The organism is Pseudomonas saponiphila, from assembly GCF_900105185.1.
In the GTDB taxonomy this organism is placed as follows: domain Bacteria; phylum Pseudomonadota; class Gammaproteobacteria; order Pseudomonadales; family Pseudomonadaceae; genus Aquipseudomonas; species Aquipseudomonas saponiphila.
This window is the reverse complement of the sequence record NZ_FNTJ01000001.1, coordinates 81,546-103,564: the sequence shown is the minus strand read 5'-3', so window position 1 is coordinate 103,564 and position 22,019 is coordinate 81,546. Positions and strand designations below refer to the sequence as shown.

Sequence of the window (22,019 nt, the reverse complement as noted above, 5' to 3'; positions counted from 1 at the left end):
GCAGCGGCAAGCCGCAAGCTGAAGCCGGTGCGCGTGAGTTCATCACTCTGGTTCTCTCCTCAGTTGCTTGTTGCTTGTTGCTTGTTGCCTGCCGCTTGCCGCTACCGTGTCCTATTTGCGCAGCAGGCGCAGGCCGTTGAACACCACCAGCAGGCTCACGCCCATGTCGGCGAACACCGCCATCCACATGGTGGCGAGCCCGGCAAAGGTTACCCCAAGAAAGATCGCCTTGATGACCAGGGCCAGGGCGATATTTTGCTTGAGCACCACCGCGGTCTGACGCGACAGGCGGATGAATGCCGGGATCTTGCGCAGATCATCGTCCATCAGGGCGACATCCGCGGTTTCTATCGCGGTGTCGGTGCCGGCCGCGGCCATGGCAAAACCAATCTCGGCCCGGGCCAGGGCCGGGGCGTCGTTAATGCCGTCGCCAACCATCCCGACCCGGTGGCCCTGGGCGTACAGACCTTCGATGGCTTGCAGCTTGTCGCTGGGCAGCAGGTCGCCCCGGGCCTGGTCAATGCCGACCTGGGCGGCGATGGCCTGGGCGGTGTGCGGGTTGTCGCCGGTGAGCATCAGGGTCTTGATTCCCAGCTCGTGCAACTGCCGGATGGCTTCGCGGCTGGATTCCTTGACCGTGTCGGCCACGGCGAACAGCGCCAGCGGGCCGTTGCGGTCCAGCAGCAGGACCACGGTCTTGCCCTGCTGCTCCAGGGCGAAGAGTTTTTCTTCCAGAGCCGGGGAGCACAGGCCCAGTTCCTCCACCAGGCGGTGGTTGCCCAGGTGATAGAGCTGGCCGTTGATTTCACCGCGCACTCCGCGCCCGGCCAGGGCTGCGAAGTTATCCACAGGGTGCATGGCCAGCTGTTTATCCACAGCCGCGCGAGCAATGGCCAGGGACACCGGGTGGTCGGAGCGCCCCGCCAGACTGGCGGCCAGGGCTGGAGCCGTGTCCAGGGCCAGTGGGTCCAGGGCCAGAAAATCGGTCTGCACCGGCTTGCCGTGGGTGATGGTGCCGGTCTTGTCCAGGGCCAGGTAGTCCAGCTTGTAGCCGCCCTCCAGGTAGACCCCGCCCTTGACCAGGATGCCCTTGCGCGCCGCTGCCGCCAGGCCGCTGACGATGCTCACCGGGGTGGAGATCACCAGAGCGCACGGGCAGGCCACCACCAGCAGCACCAGGGCGCGGTAGATCCAGTCGAACCAGGCGCCGGCCATGAACAGCGGTGGAATCAGCGCCACGGCCAGAGCGAAGGCGAACACCGCCGGGGTGTAGATTTTCGAGAAGCTGTCGACGAAGCGCTGGGTCGGGGCCCGCGCGCCCTGGGCCTGTTCCACGGCATGGATGATCCGCGCCAGGGTCGAGTTGTTGGCAGCGGCGGTCACTCGGTATTCCAGGGAGCCGGCCTGGTTGATGGTGCCAGCGAACACCTTGTCGCCCACGGTCTTTTCCACCGGCAGGCTTTCACCGGTGATCGGCGCCTGATCGATGGTGGAACTGCCAGACACCACTTCGCCATCCAGGCCGATGCGCTCACCGGGACGGACCCGTACCAATGCACCCAGTTCGACGTTTTTCGCTTCCTGTTCGCTCCAACTGCCATCGGCCTGCTGCACCGTGACCTGTTCCGGAGTCATCTGCATCAGGCCGCTGATGGCGTTGCGCGCCCGGTCCAGGGAGCGGGCCTCGATCAACTCGGCCACGGTGAACAGGAACATCACCATCGCCGCTTCCGGCCACTGGCCGATCAGCACCGCGCCGGTCACCGCGATGCTCATCAGCGCGTTGATGTTGAGGTTGCGGTTCTTCAGGGCGATCCAGCCCTTCTTGTAGGTGCCCAGGCCGCCGCTGAGGATCGACACCAGGGCCACCAACGCCACCACCCAATCGGGGGCGGCATTGGTGAAATGAATGATTTCGGCGGCCAGCGCACCGCCCCCGGACAGGGCCAGCGGCCACCAGGCCTTCTTCACCGGTGCGGTGGCAGGGGTGGTTGCGGCGCCATCCTGCTGCAGGGGCTCGGCGTGCATGCCCAGGGATTTGATCGCCTCGATGATCGGTGCGGTGCTCGGCAGGTCGTGGGTCACCCCCAGCACGCGGTTCATCAGGTTGAATTCCAGGGCCTGGACCCCGGCCAGCTTGCCCAGCTTGTTCTGGATCAGGGTCTGCTCGGTGGGACAATCCATGGCTTCGATGCGAAAGCTGCTCAGGCGCGCGCCGGCGCTCGGGGTTTCGCTCAGGGTAACCTTTGACGGTGCCGGGTCGGCGGAGCCGCAGCAGGAAGCGCCATGGGCGGCGTGGGCGTGCGCCTTGACCGGCTGCAGCTTGCCAGCCGGGGCGTGGCTGTGATCGTGATCGTGATCGTGTTCAGCATGGGTGTGCTGGGCGTCGGGCTTGCGCGGGTTGTGAATCGAGTCGCTCATAAGGGTCGCGTCCGAATAAAGGTGCTTGTTGCCAAGTGAACACCCTGTAGCCACTATAGGGTCAAGCACCCATTCGGAGACGACGGCAATGAAGATTGGCGAACTGGCGAAACTCACCGACTGTCAGGTCGAGACCATCCGTTACTACGAGCGCGAAGGACTGCTGCCGGAACCGGCCCGCAGCGAAGGCAACTACCGTCTCTACACCCAGGCCCACACCGAGCGCCTGACCTTTATCCGCAACTGCCGCAGCCTGGACATGACCCTTGAGGAAATCCGCAGCCTGCTCAACCTGCGGGACAGCCCGGAAGGCCAGTGCGCCAGCGTCAACGCCCTGATCGACGAGCATATCCATCACGTCAAGGCCCGCATCGACGGGCTACTGGTGCTCCAGGAGCAACTGCTGGATCTGCGCCAGCGCTGCAGCGAAGGCCCGGACCTGGATCACTGCGGCATCCTCCAGCGTCTGGAAGTCAGCGGTTCGGTGGCCCCCAGCGAGGCCGAGCCGTCCCATGTCGGCCGCAGCCACGGGCACTGAGCCCCGAGCGCGGCCTCAGGCGCCGCGCCGCGCGCTGCCGATCAGCCGCAGATAAGTGTCTTCGAGCATCGTCAGCAAGCGCTCGTCCAATTGCCGCCAGGCCAGGCCCTGGCGCACCAGCCAGGCGCTGAACAGCCCCACCAGGCAACCGCCGAGAATATCGAAGGGGAAATGCACCCCCAGGTAGACCCGGGCCCAGCTCACCAGCAACGCCAGGCCCAGCATCACCAGCCCGGTCTTGCGCAGGGGCGCGAGGATCAGCGCGAACGCCATGGCGAACATGCCGCTGGCATGATCGCTGGGGAAGGACGCACCGGGCGCATGGGCGAGGAAGTTCTGCCCCAGGCCGATCATGAACGGCCGCGGATGAAACCACAGCTCGCGGATCAGCAAGTTGCTGGCCAGGGCCAGTACGATGGCCAGGGTCGCAAGCAGCACGATCATGCGCTGGCGGCGTTCACCGAAAACCCAGAGCACCGCCAGCAGCAAGGGCACGCTGAGCACCAGCCATTGCGCGAGGAAAACCGCCAGTGTACGCATCGGCATTGACGCCCCGGCACTGGCGTTGATGGCCAGGAACAGGCTTTGATTGAGTTCTTCCATTCGCGGCTCACGTTGAAGTTCACAAGGGCGACGCCCTGCGTCTGGTGGGGGCGCTACACAGAGCGTAGCTGGTCGCCAGGCACAGTCAGGCCCGGGACAATTCCGGGCACAGGTCGATAAAGACAACAGGTTCAATCGACAGGGGCCGCGCGGTGTCAGTCGCGCGGCCCCTGGCACAGCAGATGGAAGCTTAAACGGCCATCGGCGCGGTCATCGGCGCGTGGTGCTCGTAGCCTTCCAGGGAAAAGTCGCTCGGCTCGATCAGCTCCAGCCACTCTGGCTGGTAGACGCCGGTCTTGGCGAACTCCGGTACACGCTCGGAAATCACCAGCTTGGGCATCGGGAACGGCTCGCGCTTGAGCTGTTCGTTGAGCATGTCCAGGTGGTTTTCGTAGACGTGGGCATCACCGATGAAATAAGTGAACCAGCGTGGTGTGTAGCCGGTCAGGCGGCCGATCAGGCTCAGCAGCGCCGCACCCTCGGTGAGGTTGAACGGCGTGCCCAGGCCCAGGTCGTTGGAGCGAATGTAGAGGGTCAGGGAGATTTCCCGAGTCTCGACATTGGGGTGGAACTGATACAGCAGGTGGCACGGCGGCAGGGCCATTTCGTCCAGCTGGGCGCAGTTCCAGCCGTGGAACAGGATCCGCCGGCTGCCCGGGTCGTTGATGATGGTGTCGACGCACTGGCGCACCTGGTCGATGGCCTTGTACAGCACCACGTAGCCCTGGCCGTCTTCCTCGCCTGCGGCGATCTGCCGGTAGCCCTGGCTCAGCGCCAGCTCGATGGCCGCCTGGTTGCTGGTCTTGATCTGCTTGTAGGCCGGCCACTTGCGCCACTGCACACCGTAGATCTCGCCCAGGTCGTCGTCGCCCTGGCGAAACGGGTTGGCCAGCCACTGGGCGTTTTCGTTGGCGTTCTGGTCCCAGACCTTGCAGCCCAGGGCGCGGAACTCGGCGGCGTTGTTCACCCCCCGCAGGAAGCCGACCATTTCGCCGATGGCCGACTTGAAGGCCATCTTGCGGGTGGTGATGGCCGGGAAACCTTCCTTGAGGTCGTAGCGCAGCATGGCCCCGGGAAAGCTGATGGTGTTCACACCGGTGCGGTTGGCCTGCTTGGTGCCGTTGTTGATGACATGGGCCACCAGATCAAGATATTGCTTCATGAATTACCTGCGTCCTTGAACCCGGGGCACGCCCCGGGGTTCGAATTTATTGCGCCGCGCTCTGGGCCGGAGCGCGATGATAAGCCAGCCAGATCAGCCCCAGGCCGCCGAGAATCATCGGTACGCACAAAACCTGACCCATGGTCAGCCAGTTCCAGGCCAGATAGCCCAGCTGTGCGTCCGGCACCCGGACGAACTCGACGATGAAACGGAAGATCCCGTAGAACAGGGCGAACATACCGGAAACTGCCATGGTCGGCCGCGGTTTGCGCGAGAACAGCCAGAGAATCAGGAACAGCGCCACGCCTTCCAGGGCGAACTGATACAGCTGCGACGGATGACGCGGCAACTGCGCCGGATCGCTGAACGGCGGGAAGATCATCGCCCATGGCACGTCAGTGGGCTTGCCCCACAACTCGGCGTTGATGAAGTTGCCGATGCGCCCGGCGCCCAGGCCAATCGGCACCATCGGCGCGACGAAGTCCATCAGCTCGAAGAAGCTCTTGTTGTTGCGCTTGCCGAACCACAGGGCCGCCAGCATCACCCCGATGAAACCGCCATGGAACGACATGCCGCCCTTCCACACTTCGAAGATCAGGGTCGGGTTGGCCAGGTAGGCGCTCAGGTCGTAGAACAGCACGTAGCCCAGGCGGCCGCCGACGATCACCCCCATGGACATCCAGAACACCATGTCCGAGAGCTTCTCTTTGCTCCAGGTCGGGTCGAAACGGTTGAGCCGGCGCGAGGCCAGCAGCCAGGCACCGCCGATGCCGATCAGGTACATCAGGCCGTACCAGTGGATTTTCAGCGGGCCGATGGCCAGGGCCACCGGATCAATCTGCGGGTAAGGCAGCATTGCGACTCCTCGTAAGGGTTAGAACTCAAATGTCCCGGGGCAAACTGCCAGCCCGGGATTAAGCCAGGATTGCGTCATCACTCAGAACAAGAAGCTGGTCCCCACGCAGAACAGTAGCGCGGCGAACAAGCGTTTCAACAGGCGTGGCGACAGTTTGTGGGCCAGGCGCGCGCCGATCCGGGCGAACACCATGCTGGTCAGGGCAATGCCCAACAGCGCCGGCAAATACACAAAGCCGAGACTATGAGCCGGAAGCTGCGGATCATGCCAGCCCAGAATCATGAAACTTAAGGCGCTGGCCAGGGCGATGGGCAGGCCGCAGGCCGAGGACGTCGCCACTGCCTGCTGCATCGGCACGCTGCGCCAGGTGAGAAACGGCACGGTCAGCGAGCCGCCACCAATGCCGAAGATCGCCGAGGCCCAGCCGATCACCCCACCGGCTGCGGCCAGGCCCAGCTTGCCGGGCACCTGGCGACTGGCCTTGGGCTTGAGTTCCAGAGTCATCTGCAGGGCGATGACCAGGGCAAAGACGCCGATGATTTTTTGCAAGTGCGGGCCGGAGATGGCTTCCGCCGTCAGCGCACCGACACCAGCCCCCAGCAGAATGCCCAGGGCCATCCAGGCGAAGATCGGCCAGCGCACCGCGCCCCGCCGATGGTGCTCGCGAACCGCATTGACCGAAGTGAAGATGATGCTGGCCAGCGAAGTACCGACCGCCAGATGGGTCAGCACCGAGGCATCGAAACCTTGCAGGGTGAAGCTGAACACCAGCACCGGCACGATGATGATCCCGCCGCCCACGCCAAACAGCCCGGCCAGTATGCCTGCACAGGCGCCCAGCAGCAGATAGAGCAGAAATTCCATGGGAGCATCCAAAAAGAGGAGCGGCATGGTAACGGATGCGCCGCCCCGGACTCCACTGGATGGCGATGGATACCCCGGGGTTGTGTGGGTAGAGTGAGCAAAAACACCCAGGGGGCCACCTTAATGTGCTTGATCGTTTTCGCCTGGCGGCCGGGCCATGCTCAGCCACTGATCGTCGCGGCCAACCGTGACGAGTTCTACGCTCGCCCCAGCCTGCCCCTGGGGCAATGGCCCGAGTCGCCGCAGATCCACGCCGGACGGGATCTGGAGGCGGGAGGCACCTGGCTTGGGGTCGGTGCCGCCGGGCGATTTGCCGCCCTGACCAACATCCGCAACCCGCACCAACCGCCCGCGCGGCGCTCCCGGGGCGAACTGGTGGCGCGCTTTCTCGCCGGCGGCATTGCCCTGGAAGACTACTTGCACGATGTAGTCGGCCGTTCGGTGGAGTACGCAGGCTTCAACCTGCTGCTGGGCACTGGCGATCAACTGTGGCACTACAACGCTCAGGACCTGGAGCCCCAATTGCTCAAGCCTGGTGTCTATGGTCTGTCCAATGCTGGGCTCGACACGCCCTGGCCCAAACTGCTCAAGGCCAAGGCGGCGCTGCAGGAAGTGCTGCACGATCCACAACCGCAGGCCCTGCTGGCGCTCTTGAGTGATCCGCAGACCGCGCCCTTCGCCGAATTGCCGGACACCGGGGTGGGCCTGGCTACGGAAAGCCTGCTGTCCAGCGTGTTCATCGCCAGCCCCAGCTATGGCACACGGGCCAGCACCGCGCTGATCGTCAATGCCGACGGCTCGCGGCATCTGGTCGAACGCAGCTTTGGCCCTTATGGCGGGCATCTGGGGGAAGTCGAACTGAAGGTCTGAAACGTTCGCCGGCAAGCTGGCTCCTACGGGAGCCTGCTTGCCGGCGAAGAAAACGCCGTGGTTACAGGGTCTTGCTCGACGCCGGATTGATCATCCGCGCCAACCCGAGCTTCTTCAGGGCCAGTTGTAGCGAGCTGTGGATAACTTGCGGGTTGTCGATGGTCATCATCTCGTCCAGCAGTTCCTTGGCCTTGCTCAGGCCGATCTGGCGCAGCATCCACTTCACTTTCGGCAGGTTGGTGGCGTTCATCGACAGGCTGTCAAAGCCCATGGCCATCAGCAGCACCGCGGCCGCCGGATCGCCGGCCATCTCACCGCAGATGCTCACCGGCTTGCCTTCGGCATGGGCGTCACGCACGACGGTTTGCAGCGCTTGCAACACCGCCGGGTGCAGGTAGTCGTAGAGATCGGCGACCCGCGGGTTGTTGCGGTCCACCGCCAGCAGGTACTGGGTCAGGTCATTGGAGCCCACCGAGAGGAAGTCCACCTGGCGCGCCAGTTCCCGGGTCTGATACACCGCCGCCGGAATCTCGATCATCACCCCCACCGGCGGCATGGGCACGTCGGTGCCTTCGTCACGCACTTCGCCCCAGGCACGGTGGATCAGGTGCAGCGCTTCTTCGAGCTCATGAATGCCGGAAATCATCGGCAACAGGATGCGCAGGTTGTTAAGGCCCTCGCTGGCCTTGAGCATGGCTCGGGCCTGTACCAGGAAGATTTCCGGGTGGTCGAGGGTCACGCGGATGCCGCGCCAGCCGAGGAAGGGGTTGTCTTCCTTGATCGGGAAGTACGACAGCGACTTGTCGCCGCCGATGTCCAGGCTGCGCATGGTCACCGGTTGCGGATGGAACGCCGCCAATTGCTCGCGATAGATTGCCAACTGCTCTTTTTCACTGGGGAAGCGCTGGTTGATCATGAACGGCACTTCGGTGCGGTACAGGCCAACGCCCTCGGCTCCGCGCTTCTGCGCCCGGGCCACGTCGGCCAGCAGGCCGGTGTTGACCCACAACGGCATGCGGTGGCCATCGGGGGTGATGCAAGGCAGGTCGCGCAAGGCATCCAGGCCCTGGGCCAGCTGCCGTTCTTCTTCCACCACATCGGCAAACTGCTTGCGCAGCACATCGCTGGGGTTGGTGTAGACCTCACCGTGGTAGCCGTCGACGATCATCTGGATGCCGTCGACCTTGGAATACGGCAGGTCCACCAGGCCCATCACAGTGGGAATACCCATGGCCCGGGCCAGGATCGCCACGTGGGAGTTGCCCGAACCCAACACCGACACCAGCCCCACCAGCTTGCCTTCCGGCACTTCGCCGAGCATGGCCGGGGTCAGTTCTTCACTGACCAGGATGGTGTTGTCGGGATAGACCAGGGTCTGCTGGCGTTCTTCCTGCAGGTAGGCCAGGAGCCGGCGCCCCAGGTCCTTGACGTCCGAAGCCCGCTCGCGCAGGTAGGCGTCGTCCATCAACTCGAAACGGTTGACGTGATCGGTGACCACCTGGCGCAACGCGCCCTGGGCCCATTGTCCGGTCTTGATCACGGTCTTGACTTCGCTGCCCAGGGAAGCGTCGTCGAGCATCATCAGATAGACGTCGAACAGCGCGCGCTCTTCCGGGCGCAACTGGGTGGCGAGTTTTTCCGACAGCGCACGCATATCGGCGCGCACCCCTTCCAGGGCGTTCTTGAACAGCGCGAGCTCGGCATCGATGTCGGTGATGTACTTGTCCGGCACCACGTCCAGGTCGGCTGGCGGCAGCATCACCACCGCGCTGCCCACCGCGGCACCAGGGGAACCCGGTACGCCGACGAACTTGGCCTCCTGAATACCCTTGCCCTGGCGACCCAGGCCACGGATCGAACCGGTGGCTTCGGCATGGGCGATAACCCCGGCCAGTTGAGCGCTCATGGTCACCAGGAAGGCTTCTTCGCCCTCGTCGAACTGGCGACGCTCCTTCTGCTGGATGACCAGGACCCCGACCACCCGACGGTGGTGGATGATCGGAGCCCCCAGGAACGAGGCGTAACGCTCTTCACCGGTTTCGGCGAAGTAGCGATAGCGCGGGTGATCGGCGGCGTTTTCCAGGTTGAGGGGTTCTTCCCGGGTGCCCACCAGGCCTACCAGGCCTTCGTTGGGGGCCATGCTGACCTTGCCGATGGAGCGCTTGTTCAAGCCCTCGGTGGCCATCAGCACGAAACGATTGGTTTCCGGGTCCAGCAGATAGACCGAGCAGACCTGGCTGCCCATGGCCTCTTTGACGCGCAATACAATAATCCCCAACGCCGCCTTGAGATCCTTGGCGGAGTTAACTTCCTGGACGATCTTGCGCAGCGTATTGAGCATGGCTCGGGGTCGAACTCCGTCGTCAGTCGCGCACTAGAAGGCGCGGGGCAAGCTCTTTGAGAGCGCGGCGATACACTTCGCGCTTGAATGTCACCACCTGGCCCAACGGATACCAATAACTGACCCAGCGCCAGCCATCGAATTCCGGTTTACCGGTCAAATCCATCCGCACCCGCTGCTCGTTGGAGATCAGGCGCAGGAGAAACCATTTCTGTTTCTGGCCGATGCACAGCGGCTGGCTGTGCGTTCTAACCAGACGCTGCGGCAAACGATAGCGCAACCAGCCCCGGGTGCAGGCGAGAATTTGCACATCTTCGCGCTCCAGCCCCACTTCTTCGTTCAACTCGCGATACAAGGCGTCTTCCGGCGTCTCGTCGGGGTTGATCCCGCCTTGAGGAAACTGCCAGGCATCTTGATTGATACGGCGAGCCCATAGCACCTGTCCGGCATCATTGGTCAGAATGATCCCGACATTGGGGCGGAAACCATCGGGGTCGATCACGGCTACAACCTCGCAAACGCATGTCGCCGCATTGTTCCACAAAGCTTGGGAATGCAGCAACGAGGCTGCTTAGCTTATGTGCACTCTTGTGAAAAGACCGTATTCTGGGCACCTTTTTCCGCGACTTTTCAGTGAGTAACTGCAATGCGCCTGGCTTTATTCGACTTGGACAACACGCTTCTTGGCGGCGACAGCGACCACGCCTGGGGCGACTACCTGTGCGAGCGAGGCTTCCTCGACGCCGTCGCCTACAAGACCCGCAACGACGAGTTCTACCAGGACTACCTGGCCGGCCAACTCGACAACGCCGCGTACCTGAACTTCTGCCTGGAAATCCTCGGCCGCACCGAGATGGCCGTGCTCGAACAGTGGCATCGCGACTACATGCGCGACTGCATCGAGCCCATCCTCTTGCCCAAGGCCCAGGCATTGCTGGATCAGCACCGCGAGGCTGGCGACAAGCTGGTGATCATCACCGCCACCAACCGCTTCATCACCGCACCGATCGCCCAACGCCTGGGAGTCGAACACCTGATCGCCACCGAATGCGAGATGCATAAAGGCCGCTACACCGGGCGCAGCACCGACGTACCCTGTTTCCGCGAAGGCAAGGTCATCCGCCTCAAGCGCTGGCTGGAAGAAACCGGCCACGACCTGGAAGACAGCTACTTCTACAGCGATTCGATGAACGATCTGCCGCTGCTGGAACAAGTCAGCAACCCGGTGGCCGTCGATCCCGACCCGAACCTGCGGGCCGAAGCCGAGAAGCGCGGATGGCAGGTCATCAGCCTGCGCGATTGATCAGCGCGGCGAGCCGGCTGCAGGAGCCGGCTCGCCAGCCACAGGCCCTAAACCGGCTTGGCCACCATCAGGTAGAAAATCACCATGAAGGCCAGAAACGCCGGCCAGCCCAGAGCGAACCACCAGCGCATATAAAGGTTGGCCCGGATCGGCATCGGCACCCCGTCACGCAGTGCCTGCTCCGCCATCTTGTGCACCCGGATCTGCAACCAGACCACCGGCAGCCAGCACAGCCCCGCCACCCCATAGAGCCCCAGGCTCCACAGCAGCCAGGCCTGCTGGATCGGCCAGCCCGCCAGATGCACCAGTCCCAGGCCGCTCAATGGCTGGAACACCGCCGTGGTGGCGGTGAAAGCCCAATCGGCGAACACCAGGTGCTTGAAGGTCACGGCAATCACTTCCACCCGACCACTGCGCCAGGCCCGCAAGGCGTAATAGGCCGAGCCGGCACCGAGCCCGAACAGCACGGTCGAGGACAGGATATGCAGGGTTTTCAACAGCAGGTAAGCGCTCATCGACGGGGTTCGGTCCACAACAGCCAGAGGGTCGCCACCATCAGCACCAGGTTCTTGGCGACGGCAGCATAAGGGTCAAACCAGAAATGCGGCAGGATCAGGCTGATGATCAGGGTGTAGCCGAGCATCAGTGCCAACTGCGCCTGCAAGGCCCGTCGGCGCCAACGCCGCAGCAGCAGGCCGACACCCAGCAGCGCATCGCAGAGTGACCCGCCGATCACCGCCAAAGCTGCCCAGACGCCCTGCACGCCCGCCTCGGCCATGATCCGCAGGCCCCAGTCATAGCCCGGGCCGATGCACACCAGCGCCGTGCCCAGCCAGATCAACAGCATCACCGCAAGCAGCAGCGGGCGCAGGGCCAGTTGGGTGCTTTGCGCCGCCTGTGGCCAGTCCTGCAGGCGGGCCGCCAGGGGCGCCGCGTGATAACCACAGACCGATGCCAGCACCTCGGGATCCGCCAGGTTGTCGCTGCGAGCCATGGCCAGGCTCTGCCGGTTCAAGGCGCGCCAGCCCAGGCGATCACCTACGCCAGCCGCCAGCCTGAGCAGTATCGACGGCAGCTGGAAGTAACGGGCCGGGGCCCAGCCCTGGGCCGCTCGCAGGCGATCCAGCAACTGCGCCATGGTCATGCGTTCCGGGCCGACCAGGGGCAGAACCATGGATTCCTGCGGCCATTGCCTGAGCAACGCCAGCACCGCCGCGCTCAAGTCCTCGACATGCAGGGGCTGCATCTGCGCCTTGATGGACAACAACCCAAGCAGCGGCCAGGGCGACATCTTCGCCAGCCAACCGCTGCTGGCACCGCCGGCGCCCAGCACCAGTGACGGCCGCAACACCACCGCCGCAATTCCCGAGCGCAGCAGGTAATCATCCGCCGCGGCCTTGCTGGCAAGAAACGGCACATGGGGCTGGGTCCCGGCACCCAATGCGGAAATCTGCAGCACCCGCACGCCACGGGTTGCCGCCAGATCGAACAGGGCACGGGTGCCCAGGTCCTGGGTCAGGGTCAGCGCCCGGGCATCGGTGCTCAGCAGCCCGGCGGCATTGATCAGCACATCGGTATCGGCAGGCAGGACAAAGGGCTGCGGCTCATGCCCCAGACGATCGAGGTCCAATTGTCGCCATTCCACCCCCGGCAGGCTGCGCGGCTGTGGATAACGGCTGGTGGCGATCAACTGATGACCGGCGGCATGCAGAGCCGCCAACAGGTGGCGGCCGACAAACCCTGTGGCCCCCACCAGAACAACCTTCATGGCAATCCTTAAGGTTTGCGCCGGGATCAGACCGGCTTGGCGCCCATCAGGCCGGCAATGGCGACAAAACACAGCAGGCCGAACACCGCCAGCACCAGGGTGAAAGTCAGGCCGCTGGCGGCCTTGGCCCGCCGCAGGCGGTTGAGTCGCACCATCAGCCACAGCCAGGCCAGGGCACCCAGGGTATAGAGCACGCTGGAACCCAGGAGCCAGGTCTGGCCCAGCGGCCAGCCCACCAGATGCACCATCCCCCAACCACTGAACGGCAAGCTCAGCAAACCGATGGCCAGCAGCAGCCAACCGAACAACCCCGGACGCTGCAACACCCGGCTGTAAACCATGGTGTCACCCCGGCGGCGCAGGCGCCAAGTCCAGATCGCCAGCCCCAGGGCACTGCCCAACAGCAGCACCGTGGCCAGTACATGCAGCGCCTTCAACGTGGTCAGTGTTTCCATGTTCTCGCTTCCTTAAGGCTCCGTTCCTCAGCGTAGTCGTTCAGCCCAGGAACAGCTGGTACGCCGGGTTGTCGCTTTCATCCCAGTACGGATAACCGATCTGCTCCAGGGCCGCCGGCACCAGGTGACGCTCCTCGGCCGGCACTTGCAGGCCCGCGACCACCCGGCCATCCGCCGCGCCGTGGTTACGGTAGTGGAACATCGAGATGTTCCAGCGCCCGCCCAGCTTGTTGAGGAAGTTGAACAACGCCCCCGGACGCTCCGGGAACTCGAAACGCAGCACTACCTCGTCGCTGACCTTCTCGGCATGGCCGCCGACCATGTAGCGAATGTGCAGCTTGGCCAGTTCGTTGTCGGTCAGGTCGATCACCGGGAAGCCCTGCTCGGTCAGGCTGGCGATCAGGGCACTGCGCGGATCGTTTTCCGGGTGGGTCTGCACGCCGACAAAAATGTGCGCTTCGCTGCCGGTGTTGTAGCGATAGTTGAATTCGGTGATCTGGCGCTTGCCCACCGCCTCGCAGAACGCCTTGAAGCTGCCCGGCCTCTCGGGAATGGTCACGGCGATGATGGCTTCGCGGCCCTCGCCCAGCTCGGCACGCTCGGCCACGTGGCGCAGGCGATCGAAGTTGACGTTGGCCCCGGAATCGATGGCCACCAGGGTCTGCCCGCTGATGCCGCGCTGCTCGACGTACTTCTTGATCCCGGCCACGCCCAGAGCCCCGGCAGGTTCGGTGATCGAGCGGGTATCGTCGTAGATATCCTTGATAGCCGCGCAGATCTCGTCGGTGCTGACGGTGATCACTTCATCCACATAGTGTTTGCAGATGTCGAAGGTGTGCTGGCCGATCTGCGCCACCGCCACGCCGTCGGCAAAGATCCCCACGGTGGGCAGCACCACCCGCTCGCCCGCGGCCATGGCGGCTTGCAGGCAGTTGGAGTCGTCCGGCTCGACGCCGATGATCTTGGTTTCCGGGCGCAGGTATTTCACATAGGCGGCAATGCCGGCGATCAACCCGCCGCCGCCGACCGGAACGAAAATCGCGTCCAGCGGGCCCGGGTGCTGACGCAGAATCTCCATGGCCACCGTGCCCTGCCCGGCAATGGTGTGGGGATCATCGTAGGGATGGATGTAGACGTAGCCCTTTTCGTCCACCAGCTTCAGCGAATAGGCCAGCGCCTCGGGGAAGCTATCGCCGTGCAGCACCACTTTGCCGCCACGGGAGCGCACGCCTTCGACCTTGATCTCCGGGGTGGTCTTGGGCATCACGATGGTGGCCTTGACCCCCAGCACCTTGGCCGCCAGGGCCAGGCCCTGGGCGTGGTTGCCGGCGGACGCGGTGACCACGCCACGAGCGCGCTCGGCATCGCTGAGCTGGGTCAGCTTGTTGTAGGCGCCACGGATCTTGAACGAGAACACCGGCTGCAAGTCTTCGCGCTTGAGCCAGATCTGATTGCCCAGCCGCTCGGAGAGCTGGCGGGCAGTCTGCAATGGGGTTTCTACGGCAACGTCATAAACGCGCGAGGTGAGGATCTTCTTGACGTACTGTTCGAGCATCGGAAAGCATCACTGAGCGGGTTGGGCAGGGCCAAGGAGTCTAACCCAGCGTTTGCCCGGGCGACCACACGAATACCGAGGTTTTAGCCGTCGCCCTCGCCACCTCTCCGCCGCCATGCGAACCGCCCGTCCACCCCGGCCGATTAGCCAAACGGGCAATGACCTGATCTGCCACGGCGCCTATAATGCCGGCCTTTGTGCCCCCCTTGCCCGCTTCGGAGCCCGCATGACCCAGGATCAACTCAAACAGGCCGTCGCCCAGGCCGCCGTCGACCTTATCCTCCCGAAACTCGATGACAAGAGCATCGTCGGGGTCGGCACCGGCTCCACCGCCAACTGTTTCATCGACGCCCTGGCCCTGCACAAGGCTGCCTTCGACGGCGCCGTGGCCAGCTCCGAAGCCACCGCCGCGCGCCTCAAGGGCCACGGGATTCCGGTGTACGAGCTCAATACCGTCAGCGACCTGGAGTTCTACATCGACGGCGCCGACGAAAGCGACGAGCACCTGAACCTGATCAAGGGTGGCGGCGCCGCCCTGACCCGGGAAAAGATCGTCGCCGCCGTGGCCAAGACCTTCATCTGCATCGCCGACGCCAGCAAGCTGGTGCCGGTGCTGGGCAACTTCCCGCTGCCGGTGGAAGTGATCCCGATGGCCCGCAGCCACGTGGCCCGTGAACTGGTGAAGCTGGGCGGCGACCCGGTGTACCGCGAAGGCGTGATCACCGACAACGGCAACATCATCCTCGACGTGCACAACATGCAGATCACCAACCCGGTGGAACTGGAAAGCCAGATCAACGCCATCGTCGGCGTGGTCACCAACGGCCTGTTCGCCGCGCGCCCTGCCGATGTACTGCTGCTGGGCACCGCTGAAGGGGTGAAAACCCTCAAGGCCTGAGCCGCCGGTTTGCCAGCGTGGACGGCGCAAGGCCTCTTCGCTGGCAAGCCAGCTCCTACATGGGTTTCTTGAAGACGTAGAACAGGTTCGGTTCACTCACCAGGTACAGGCTGCCAGCGTCATCCATGGCTATTCCTTCAGCCTGGGGCACTGCCTTGCGCAAACCCTGGCTGCCCCGGCCCAGGGCCAGGGTGCTGAGCGGGCGCCCGCCCACGTCCAGCTCCACCACCAGCCGCGACTCGTCCGACAAGGCCAGGAGATGGCCGCTGCGCTCGTCGTATTGCAGGCTGGAGAGATCGCGCACAAAAAGGCCGGCATCGCGCTTGGGGTTATTCAGCACGTGCACCCCATAGGCTTTTTCCGGATCGTGATGGGGAAAGCCCTGCACCTCATAAATCAGCATCGGGTCGCGCTCCTTGGCGACGAACAGGCGCTGGCCCTTTGAATCGTAAGCCAGTCCTTCGAAGCCCTTGTTCCCCGAAAGGTGCACGCCAAGGGTAATCTGCTCGGCCTCCGCCGCATCCACCGCGGTGGTTTCGTCGTCCAGCTGGATCTTGATCAGCCGGTGCTGGCGCTCGTCGCTGATCACGTAGGTATTGGCGCTGATGAACTCCACCGCCTCCGGATCGCCGAAGCCCACCAGGGCGATGCGCCGCAAGACCTGACCGTCCAGGGACAGCTCGACCAACTCGGCCTTCTTGTTGGTCACGGTGAACAGGCTATTGCGCAAGGGGTCGTAGGTCAGCGCCGAGACTTCGTCCAGGCCCTTGATCGGCTGCGCCTCCAGCACCACCCGATAGTCGCCCAGCCCCAGGGACTCGGGGGCCGCTACCTGCCAGTAGGCTTGCCAGTCGAACCAGGCGCGCTGCCACAACCGGTGGTTGTGGACAAACGCCGCCAGCAGCGCGGCCATCAGGCCGAGAATCAGGTAGAGGGGTTGCAGGCGGGGCAGGCGATACATGGCGGACGGGCTCGGAATCAGGACAGGCGCATGAAATATCACAGCCGACTGAATTCAAGCTTAATGCCGCAAGTGGCCCGGCTCAGGCGCCGAGCCCGGGATTCACTGCTTCTCGAAGCGATAGAACAGGTTGGGCTCGCTGACCATGTACAGGTTGCCGGCTTCATCCATGGCCACGCCTTCGGCCCGGGGAATGGTTTTTTTCAAGCCGTTGAAGCCGCCGAGCAAGGCCATGAAGCTGACTTGCTCGCCCTGCTCGTCCAGCTCCAGCAGCAGGTGGGAGTCGGCGGACAGCACCAAGACATGACCGGTCCGCGGGTCGATGCCCAGGGCCGAGAGGTTGCGCAGGTCGAGTTCGTCGCTGGCCAGCTTCTGCTTGTCGCCCTTGAGCACCTGACTGCCATCGCTGTTCCAGGTGAACAAGGCCGGGGGACGCTCCTCACCCAGCAGCAGTTGCTGCTTGCGCGGGTTCCAGGCGATGGCTTCGAACGCCTTGTTCTGGTCTTTCGAAGGACCCAGATCGTACTGGGGGAAATCAGCGATATTCAGCGCTTGGGTGTTGCCGTCGACCTTGACGATCACCAGCGAATGCTGGCGCTCATCGACGATCGCCAGCAGGCCGTTTTCCAGGACTGCCACCCCTTCCGGATTGTTCCAACCCACCAGCGGCATTTTGCGCAGGACGTCGCCTTGCAGGGTCAGTTCCACCAGGAACGGATTCTTGCCCATCACTGAAAACAGGGTTTTGGTGTGCGGATTGTAGGAAAGGTCGGAGGCTTCATCGCGCTCCATCCCCGGCAGGACCTTGGCATCGATGACCGCCCGATAACTGGGCAACCAGACACTGGCGTTACGCTCAGCGCTACTGACAAAGCCTTCCTGAACCCAAAGCGCGCCACGATCATCCCAGTGCATGACACTGGCAACGCCATAGCAGATCACACCGGCCAGCAGCAGCCAGGAGTACCAGCGCATGCGCAGGCGCAGGCGGCGGACAAGGTGAGGTTTGGGTAGTAGGTGGGCGTCCATCACACAGATTCCAGAAGCTCGGCCAATGGTAATAGCACACGAATTTCGGATCCGCGAACCATAAGCATCGGAATTATCCGGAGTAAATGTGAAAAACCGGTTAAAGCTCGCTGAGCTCTCTGCGCCGAGCCCCGGATTAGGGGGCCAGCGCAAAGAGATTCAGATCAACGGACGCTGCTGGTGAAACGACTGACGCCCGGCAACTCCAGCACCAGCTCATCACCGACATTCAGTGGGCCAACCCCCACCGGTGTGCCGGTGAGAATGACGTCGCCGGCCTGCAAGGAGAAGCAACCGGCCATGTACTGAATCATCGGCACGATGGGATTGAGCATGGCGCTGCTGTTGCCGTCCTGGCGCACTTGACCGTTGATGGTCAGGCGGATGCCGATGTCGGCCAGGTCGGCAAAGCTGCTGCTCACCACGAAGGGCGCCAGCACCGCCGCCCCATCGAAACACTTGGAAATCTCCCATGGCAGGCCCTTGGCCTTCAGCTCGGCCTGCTTGTCCCGCAGGGTCAGGTCCAGCGCCGGGGCAAAACCGGAGATGGCGTCCAGCACCTCTTCACGACTGGGCTGGGTGGACAGCGGCTTGCCGATCAACACCGCAATCTCCGCCTCGTAGTGCACCGAGCCACGCTCGGTGGGAATGGCGAAACCCCCTTCCAGCGGCACCACACAACTGCCCGGCTTGATAAACAGCAGGGGTTCGGTAGGAACCGGGTTGTCCAATTCCCGGGCGTGCTCGGCGTAGTTGCGGCCGATGCATACCAACTTGCCTACCGGAAAATGGATCCGGGTACCGTCGACATACTGGTGCTGATAGCTCATTACCGACTCCTGCTTGTGTGCTTCATCAGGGTGCCGCTTGCGCTCAAACGGCGAAGATCTTGCCCGGGTTCATGATGCCGTTGGGATCGAACACTGCCTTGACCGCCTTCATGTACTCGATCTCCACCGGCGAGCGGCTGTAGGTCAGGTAATCGCGCTTGGTCATGCCCACGCCGTGTTCGGCGGAAATCGAACCGTTGTACTTTTCGACGGTTTCGAACACCCACTTGTTGACCGTGGCGCACTTGGCAAAGAACTCGTCCTTGCTCAGGTTGTCCGGCTTGAGGATGTTCAGGTGCAGGTTGCCGTCGCCGATGTGGCCGAACCAGACGATTTCGAAATCCGGGTAGTGTTTGCCGACGATGGCGTCGATTTCCTGGAGGAAGGCCGGGACTTTCGACACGGTGACCGAAATGTCGTTCTTGTAGGGCGTCCAGTGGGAGATGGTTTCGGAGATGTACTCGCGCAGCTTCCACAGGTTCTGCAACTGGGTTTCGCTCTGGCTCATCACCCCGTCCAGGACCCAGCCCTGCTCGACACAGTGCTCGAAGGTTTCCAGGGCCTGGTTGGCCACTTCCTCGGTGGTCGCTTCGAACTCCAGCAGCGCGTAGAACGGGCAGTCGGATTCGAACGGTGCCGGTACGTCGCCACGGGCCAGGACCTTGGCCAGGGCCTTGTCGGAGAAGAATTCGAAGGCGGTCAGATCGAGCTTGCTCTGGAAGGCGTGCAGCACCGGCATGATGGAATCGAAGTCGGCGGTGCCGAGCACCATCGCGGTGAGGTTCTTCGGCGCCCGATCCAGGCGCATGGTGGCCTCGACCACGAACCCCAGAGTGCCTTCCGCACCGATGAACAGCTGGCGCAGGTCATAGCCGGTGGCGTTCTTGATCAGATCCTTGTTCAGCTCCAGCACATCGCCCTTGCCGGTGACCACCTTCATGCCGGCCACCCAGTTGCGGGTCATGCCGTAGCGAATGACCTTGATTCCACCGGCATTGGTGCCGATATTGCCGCCAATCTGGCTGGAACCTGCCGAAGCGAAATCCACCGGGTAGTAGAGGCCGTTTTCTTGCGCGAGGTTCTGCAACTGCTCGGTGACCACGCCCGGCTGGCATACCGCAGTGCGATCCGTCAGGTTCAGGTCGAGAATCTGGTTCATGTAGTCGAAAGACACCACCACTTCGCCATTGGCTGCTACGGCGGCGGCCGACAGGCCGGTACGTCCGCCGGAAGGCACCAGGGCCACCCGGTGCTGATTGGCCCAGCGCACGATGGCCTGAACCTGCTCGATGGTCTTGGGAAACACGATGGCCGTGGGTGCCGGGGCGAAATGCTTGGTCCAATCCTTGCCGTAAGCCTCCAGGGAGCCAGCATCGGTCAACACCTTGCCAGGCTCAACCAGGGTCTTCAGTTCATCAATCAGGGCAGGATTGGTCATCGACAGAACTCTCGAACAATTCATGGTCATCCTGAGAACGCTTCACGTCGCAGGAATGAGTGTTTAGCGGGGCGCGTATGCTAGCATACCGCCCCCGCTGGAGAGTGCCCAAGGGCCTTTCCGCGGTGGCGGTTGCATGCCGTCCAGGTCAGCTCAAGCTGTCCATTTCCCTGCCATTTTTCTCCGGGACACAGGTTTACGCAGATGAGCAAGACTTCTCTCGATAAGAGCAAGATCAAGTTCCTTCTCCTCGAAGGCGTCCACCAATCCGCTGTCGACGTCCTCAAGGCCGCCGGCTACACCAGCATCGAGTACCTCACCGGTTCTCTGCCGGAAGCCCAGCTCAAGGAAAAGATCGCCGATGCACACTTCATCGGCATTCGCTCCCGCACTCAACTGACCGAAGAAATCTTCGACCACGCGAAGAAACTGGTCGCGGTGGGCTGCTTCTGCATCGGCACCAACCAGGTTGACCTGTCCGCCGCTCGCGAACGCGGCATTGCGGTGTTCAACGCGCCTTACTCCAACACCCGTTCGGTTGCCGAACTGGTGCTGGCCGAGGCCATCCTGCTGCTGCGCGGCATCCCCGAGAAAAACGCTTCCTGCCACCGTGGCGGCTGGATAAAGAGCGCGGCCAACTCCTTCGAAATCCGCGGCAAGAAGCTGGGTATCGTCGGTTACGGCTCCATTGGTACCCAACTGTCGGTTCTGGCCGAAGGCCTGGGGATGCAGGTGTTCTTCTACGACACCGTGACCAAGCTGCCGCTGGGCAACGCCACCCAAGTGGGCAACCTGCACGAACTGCTGGGCATGTCCGACATCGTGACCCTGCACGTACCGGAAACCCCGGCCACCCAGTGGATGATCGGCGAGAAGGAAATTCGCGCCATCAAGAAGGGCGGCATCCTGATCAACGCCGCTCGCGGCACCGTGGTCGAGCTGGACGCCCTGGCGGAGGCGATCAAGGACAAGCACCTGATCGGCGCGGCCATCGACGTATTCCCGGTCGAGCCGCGTTCCAACGACGAAGAGTTCGAAAGCCCGCTGCGCGGCCTGGACAACGTGATCCTGACTCCGCACATCGGCGGTTCCACCGCTGAAGCCCAGGCCAACATCGGCCTGGAAGTGGCAGAGAAGCTGGTCAAGTACAGCGACAACGGTACTTCGGTATCCTCGGTCAACTTCCCGGAAGTGGCGCTGCCGGCCCACCCTGGCAAGCACCGTCTGCTGCACATCCACGAGAACATCCCGGGCGTGATGAGCGAGATCAACAAGGTCTTCGCCGAAAACGGCATCAACATCTCCGGTCAGTTCCTGCAGACCAACGAAAAGGTCGGCTACGTGGTGATCGACGTCGACGCCGAGTACTCGGACCTGGCGCAAGAGAAGCTGCAGCACATCAACGGCACCATCCGTTGCCGCGTGCTGTTCTAAGAGCAGCTTCAAGCGGCAAGTTTCAAGCTGCAAGCCAGAGCCCGCTCTTACTTGCAGCTTGTAGCTAAAACCTTGCCGCTAGCCACGCAAAAAAAGGGAGCCTTGATCGGCTCCCTTTTTTTGCGTGGCATTTACGATTATTTCACTGTCACTGTGATTTTCTTGGAGACGATGACCGGGTCGAACGGCACGTGGTTCTTGTCGCCCAGTTCCAGTTGCAGGGTGTGCTTGCCGGGGGCCAGGGTCACTTCGGTTTCGGTCTGGGCCTTGCCGAAGTGCAGGTGGTTGGCGTCCATCGGAATCGGCAGGTTCTCGGCCGGCAGCTGGTCGACGTCGATCAACAGGTGATGGTGGCCGGTGTTGGCGGTCTGATCACCGGCCGGGGCCAGGGCGATGCCTTCAACGCCGAACTTGACGGTAAAGGTCTTGTCCACAACGGCCCCGTCAGCGGGGGAAACGATGAACACCTTGGCACCGGCGGGGGCTGCAGTGCGCGGTATTTCCGCTGCGCCGGCCAGCATCGAGGCACCAAGCAACAGCCCGGCCAGGGCCGCACGAGACATAAAAGTTTTCATTATCTTCTCCAGTTTTTCCGCAATTCTTTTACGGTGATGACAACTTCGTGGCGATTCGTTGTCGAAGGCACTCAACACCTTAGCAAAGCGAGCCTGAACGGCGCATCGCTCATATAAA

General features: G+C 63.1%; 21 protein-coding genes. 5 read left to right on the top strand and 16 right to left on the bottom strand.

Annotation, left to right across the window (positions count from 1 at the left end):
• Positions 1 to 111: 111 nt before the first annotated feature.
• Positions 112 to 2,421: a heavy metal translocating P-type ATPase gene (locus BLV47_RS00520; protein ID WP_092308675.1), complete on the bottom strand. Its 2,310-nt coding sequence runs from the start codon at positions 2,419 to 2,421 to the stop codon at positions 112 to 114.
• Positions 2,422 to 2,509: 88 nt separating this feature from the next.
• Here BLV47_RS00520 and cadR point away from each other — a divergent pair, with 88 nt between their 5' ends.
• Entirely contained in the window at positions 2,510 to 2,959 is a 450-nt protein-coding gene (gene cadR, locus BLV47_RS00515) for a Cd(II)/Pb(II)-responsive transcriptional regulator (protein ID WP_092308673.1), read from the top strand.
• A 15-nt stretch (positions 2,960 to 2,974) separates the two neighbouring features.
• On the opposite strand, the gene BLV47_RS00510 is transcribed toward cadR, so the two are convergent.
• The 4 genes from BLV47_RS00510 to BLV47_RS00495 all read right to left on the bottom strand — a co-directional run bounded on the left by BLV47_RS00510 (position 2,975) and on the right by BLV47_RS00495 (position 6,444).
• A complete protein-coding gene (locus BLV47_RS00510) occupies positions 2,975 to 3,562 on the bottom strand; it encodes an undecaprenyl-diphosphatase (RefSeq protein WP_092308671.1) in 588 nt (195 codons plus the stop codon).
• A gap of 190 nt (positions 3,563 to 3,752) precedes the next feature.
• Positions 3,753 to 4,724, bottom strand: coding sequence for a thymidylate synthase (locus BLV47_RS00505; RefSeq protein ID WP_092308668.1), 972 nt, complete (start codon positions 4,722 to 4,724; stop codon positions 3,753 to 3,755).
• A 46-nt stretch (positions 4,725 to 4,770) separates the two neighbouring features.
• The gene (gene lgt / locus BLV47_RS00500; RefSeq protein WP_092308665.1) at positions 4,771 to 5,580 is read right to left on the bottom strand and encodes a prolipoprotein diacylglyceryl transferase; all 810 of its coding nucleotides are present in this window, start codon (positions 5,578 to 5,580) and stop codon (positions 4,771 to 4,773) included.
• 81 nt (positions 5,581 to 5,661) lie between these two features.
• Positions 5,662 to 6,444 carry a sulfite exporter TauE/SafE family protein gene (locus BLV47_RS00495; RefSeq protein ID WP_092308662.1) on the bottom strand — a complete coding sequence of 261 codons (783 nt, stop codon included), beginning with the start codon at positions 6,442 to 6,444 and terminating at the stop codon, positions 5,662 to 5,664.
• Between the two features lie 123 nt (positions 6,445 to 6,567).
• Between BLV47_RS00495 and BLV47_RS00490 the strand changes: the two genes are divergently transcribed.
• The gene (locus BLV47_RS00490; RefSeq protein WP_092308659.1) at positions 6,568 to 7,314 is read left to right on the top strand and encodes an NRDE family protein; all 747 of its coding nucleotides are present in this window, start codon (positions 6,568 to 6,570) and stop codon (positions 7,312 to 7,314) included.
• A gap of 61 nt (positions 7,315 to 7,375) precedes the next feature.
• On the opposite strand, the gene ptsP is transcribed toward BLV47_RS00490, so the two are convergent.
• Complete coding sequence (gene ptsP, locus BLV47_RS00485) at positions 7,376 to 9,655, bottom strand: phosphoenolpyruvate--protein phosphotransferase (RefSeq protein WP_092308656.1); 2,280 nt, start codon at positions 9,653 to 9,655, stop codon at positions 7,376 to 7,378.
• Positions 9,656 to 9,677: 22 nt separating this feature from the next.
• Entirely contained in the window at positions 9,678 to 10,157 is a 480-nt protein-coding gene (locus BLV47_RS00480; RefSeq protein ID WP_011064073.1) for an RNA pyrophosphohydrolase, read from the bottom strand.
• A gap of 144 nt (positions 10,158 to 10,301) precedes the next feature.
• On the opposite strand from BLV47_RS00480, the gene BLV47_RS00475 reads away from it, so the two are divergent.
• Positions 10,302 to 10,958: a histidinol-phosphatase gene (locus BLV47_RS00475; protein ID WP_092308652.1), complete on the top strand. Its 657-nt coding sequence runs from the start codon at positions 10,302 to 10,304 to the stop codon at positions 10,956 to 10,958.
• 47 nt (positions 10,959 to 11,005) lie between these two features.
• On the opposite strand, the gene BLV47_RS00470 is transcribed toward BLV47_RS00475, so the two are convergent.
• Genes BLV47_RS00470 through ilvA form a run of 4 tightly spaced genes read right to left on the bottom strand, consistent with a single transcriptional unit; the run spans position 11,006 to position 14,736 of the window.
• On the bottom strand, positions 11,006 to 11,473 hold the full coding sequence (locus tag BLV47_RS00470) for a DUF2269 family protein (protein ID WP_092308649.1): 468 nt from the start codon (positions 11,471 to 11,473) through the stop codon (positions 11,006 to 11,008).
• The gene (locus BLV47_RS00465; protein WP_092308643.1) at positions 11,470 to 12,726 is read right to left on the bottom strand and encodes an SDR family oxidoreductase; all 1,257 of its coding nucleotides are present in this window, start codon (positions 12,724 to 12,726) and stop codon (positions 11,470 to 11,472) included. The genes BLV47_RS00470 and BLV47_RS00465 overlap by 4 nt, the downstream gene beginning before the upstream one ends.
• Before the next feature lie 26 nt (positions 12,727 to 12,752).
• Complete coding sequence (locus BLV47_RS00460; protein WP_092308640.1) at positions 12,753 to 13,181, bottom strand: DUF2269 family protein; 429 nt, start codon at positions 13,179 to 13,181, stop codon at positions 12,753 to 12,755.
• 40 nt (positions 13,182 to 13,221) lie between these two features.
• Positions 13,222 to 14,736, bottom strand: coding sequence for a threonine ammonia-lyase, biosynthetic (gene ilvA, locus BLV47_RS00455; protein WP_092308637.1), 1,515 nt, complete (start codon positions 14,734 to 14,736; stop codon positions 13,222 to 13,224).
• A 226-nt stretch (positions 14,737 to 14,962) separates the two neighbouring features.
• On the opposite strand from ilvA, the gene rpiA reads away from it, so the two are divergent.
• Positions 14,963 to 15,634 carry a ribose-5-phosphate isomerase RpiA gene (gene rpiA, locus BLV47_RS00450; RefSeq protein WP_092308634.1) on the top strand — a complete coding sequence of 224 codons (672 nt, stop codon included), beginning with the start codon at positions 14,963 to 14,965 and terminating at the stop codon, positions 15,632 to 15,634.
• Between the two features lie 55 nt (positions 15,635 to 15,689).
• Here the strand turns inward: rpiA and BLV47_RS00445 are convergent, their stop codons facing one another.
• The 4 genes from BLV47_RS00445 to BLV47_RS00430 all read right to left on the bottom strand — a co-directional run bounded on the left by BLV47_RS00445 (position 15,690) and on the right by BLV47_RS00430 (position 19,892).
• On the bottom strand, positions 15,690 to 16,595 hold the full coding sequence (locus BLV47_RS00445) for an SdiA-regulated domain-containing protein (protein WP_092308631.1): 906 nt from the start codon (positions 16,593 to 16,595) through the stop codon (positions 15,690 to 15,692).
• A 102-nt stretch (positions 16,596 to 16,697) separates the two neighbouring features.
• On the bottom strand, positions 16,698 to 17,624 hold the full coding sequence (locus BLV47_RS00440) for an SdiA-regulated domain-containing protein (RefSeq protein WP_092308628.1): 927 nt from the start codon (positions 17,622 to 17,624) through the stop codon (positions 16,698 to 16,700).
• Between the two features lie 164 nt (positions 17,625 to 17,788).
• Positions 17,789 to 18,454: a fumarylacetoacetate hydrolase family protein gene (locus BLV47_RS00435; protein WP_092308622.1), complete on the bottom strand. Its 666-nt coding sequence runs from the start codon at positions 18,452 to 18,454 to the stop codon at positions 17,789 to 17,791.
• 43 nt (positions 18,455 to 18,497) lie between these two features.
• Positions 18,498 to 19,892 carry an FAD-binding oxidoreductase gene (locus BLV47_RS00430; RefSeq protein ID WP_042940671.1) on the bottom strand — a complete coding sequence of 465 codons (1,395 nt, stop codon included), beginning with the start codon at positions 19,890 to 19,892 and terminating at the stop codon, positions 18,498 to 18,500.
• A 204-nt stretch (positions 19,893 to 20,096) separates the two neighbouring features.
• On the opposite strand from BLV47_RS00430, the gene serA reads away from it, so the two are divergent.
• Positions 20,097 to 21,326: a phosphoglycerate dehydrogenase gene (gene serA, locus BLV47_RS00420; RefSeq protein WP_092308619.1), complete on the top strand. Its 1,230-nt coding sequence runs from the start codon at positions 20,097 to 20,099 to the stop codon at positions 21,324 to 21,326.
• A 137-nt stretch (positions 21,327 to 21,463) separates the two neighbouring features.
• On the opposite strand, the gene BLV47_RS00415 is transcribed toward serA, so the two are convergent.
• Entirely contained in the window at positions 21,464 to 21,901 is a 438-nt protein-coding gene (locus tag BLV47_RS00415; RefSeq protein ID WP_092308616.1) for a DUF4399 domain-containing protein, read from the bottom strand.
• Positions 21,902 to 22,019: the final 118 nt, after the last annotated feature.